The organism is Nocardiopsis sp. JB363, assembly GCF_900143625.1.
In the GTDB taxonomy this organism is placed as follows: Bacteria; Actinomycetota; Actinomycetes; order Streptosporangiales; family Streptosporangiaceae; genus Nocardiopsis.
Map to the genome: position 1 here is coordinate 1 of NZ_FRFF01000110.1, position 2458 is coordinate 2458.

1 protein-coding gene is annotated in these 2458 nt (G+C 55.4%); it reads left to right on the top strand.

The window, feature by feature from the left end:
• Window positions 1-537 precede the first annotated feature (537 nt).
• Window positions 538-2355 (top strand): reverse transcriptase/maturase family protein, encoded by a 1818-nt coding sequence (locus BQ8420_RS16865; RefSeq protein WP_200815964.1) that lies wholly within the window; start codon window positions 538-540, stop codon window positions 2353-2355.
• Window positions 2356-2458 lie beyond the last annotated feature (103 nt).

The following is a 2458-nucleotide window of genomic DNA, read 5'->3' on the forward strand; positions in this document are numbered from 1 at the left end:
GTGCGCCATGAGGCGCTTTGTTGTATCCCCGGAACATCCGGGAGGAACTCGAAGGGAGGTTCTTGGGCCCAATGGCTTACCCGAAGCCGAAATAGGCGGACGGGACAACAGCATGCCAGAAAACCAGCGGTCGTGTTCAGGTGCATGAAACGACGCGCTATGAGGGCCCGCGAGATACGGTGAAAGCTAGACTGCCTGAACCCCAATCTCCAGAAGATGGAATTGTTTGCATCCGTTGGAAAGGCACCTGTACACCAACGCGCGCCCTGCGTCTGCATAATTGCGTGGTGGACGCAACCTTCGGGGCGTTGAGCGATCCTCAATGAGGGGATTCAAGGAGATGAGTGGGGCACCTAAGTCTCGCTAGAACGTACAACAAAGACGAACATGGGATCACCTAAGGGGCGCGAGTCCTACGGTGACGGAGGCCCCGTAGTAGTCGCAGGAGTCACGACCTGCCGAGGAGGAAGGGAAAACCTTCCACAGGGCGAAGGGGGCCAGGTGACACGGACACTTAACAGCCGAGAGGTATGCGAAATGCAGAACGCCGAAACGGTTCTCGGTGTCCTCCGTGAGCGTGGCAGGCGAGGCCTGCCATGCAATGAACTCTACCGGCAGCTATTCAATCCTAATCTGTATCTCATGGCTTACGGGCGCTTGTACTCCAACCAGGGAGCGATGACGCCTGGAGTCTACGGGGAAACAGCGGACGGCATGTCGTTTTCCAAGATCGAAGGCATCATCAGATCGATGAAAGGTGAAACGTACTCGTTCACACCGGCCAAGCGCACATACATTCCCAAAAAGGATGGAAAGATGCGCCCTCTTGGATTGCCGTCCTGGTCGGACAAGTTTGTTGGTGAAGTGGTGCGACTTCTGTTGGAGTCTTACTATGAACCTCAGTTCTCTGCCCGATCACATGGTTTTCGTCCCCAACGTGGATGCCACACGGCACTTCTCGATATCCAGAACAACTGGACGGGGACAACCTGGTTCATCGAAGGTGACATCGCCGACTGTTTCGGGTCAATGGACCATGGAGTTCTGATCCGGATACTCGGCGAAAAGATCCACGACAACAGGTTCCTGCGCCTCATCCACAAGATGCTTAAGGCGGGGTACATAGAAGACTGGGAGTACCACTCCACCTTGTCAGGAGCACCTCAGGGTGGTGTGGCCTCACCGATCCTATCTAACATCTATCTGGATCGATTAGATAGCTATGTCGAGAAAGTTCTCCTTCCTCAAAACACGCGGGGGAAGAGCAGGAGAAGGAACCCTGATTATCACAAGGTGGAAAACAAGATCAACCGGCTCAAGAAAAGCCATGCCCGTCATGAAATGAAAGGAGAGCTAGGGCAGTTCCGGTCCCTGCGAAAGGAGCTCCGCCGTTTGCCATCCGGGGACACTCAGGATCCCGGATATCGAAGGCTGCGCTACATCAGGTACGCCGACGACCACCTTCTGGGTTTCATTGGGCCTCGATCAGAAGCGGAACAGGTCAAACATCAGCTCGCTAAGTTTCTGAGGGATGAACTCCACTTGGAACTCAGCGAGGAAAAGACGCTGATCACCCATGCTCGCAGCCAACGGGCCAGGTTTCTCGGCTATGAGATATCGACCATGAGATGCGATCGGAAAATAAGCCACGGACGCCGTGACCGCAAGCGAGCGTCCAACGGAAAGATACGGCTCCATGTGCCCAGAGCGGTCATCAGGGAAAAGTGTGCCCCGTACTACAGCAGCGGAAAACCTGCTTACCTGCCCCACCTGACGAGCCTTGACGACCACGATATCGTTACTCGCTACGGGGTGCAGTATAGGGGAATTGTCCAGTATTACCTTCTGGCCGGAGACGTCTTTAAACTGGAGCGTCTCAAAGGCGTAATGTTGACCTCGATGCTCAAGACCTTAGCGGCCAAACACCGATCGACGGTGACAAAAATGGCCCGCAGGTTTGCTACCACCATCGAAACCCCAAGGGGAAAACGGCGGTGCTTCGAGGCCGAAAAGCAGCGCCCAGGAAGGAAGTCACTGGTAGCACGCTTTGGTGGCATACCTCTGGTCCGTGATCGAAAAGTGACGATCAATGACCGACCTCCTGCTCCTCTGTCGCGAAAGAGAGGAAAACAGCTAATCGAGCGAATTCGGTCACGCAGGTGCGAACTCTGCGAGGATCGGACCGAAGTTCAGGTTCATCAGGTCCGTAATCTCGCAGAAATCAGAGCACTGCCTAACCCTAAGCCAGAATGGGCCCAGGTCATGCAGAGAATGTACCGAAAGACACTCGTTGTCTGCACCTCTTGCCATGCCGAAGTCCATGGCAGCATGCTCGCAGCTAAACACGCAGAGTAGTCACTGGAGAGCCGGATGCACCTAAAGGTGCACGTCCGGTTCGGACCGGAGGCCGCTGGAAAAGGACCCATTCCGGGCACCTCGCCAGCGGCCCACCGGGGCT

Excerpts from the sequence above, each read along its gene's own strand:
- BQ8420_RS16865 (WP_200815964.1), top strand. The coding sequence starts at position 538 with ATGCAGAACGCCGAAACGGTTCTCGGTGTCCTCCGTGAGCGTGGCAGG.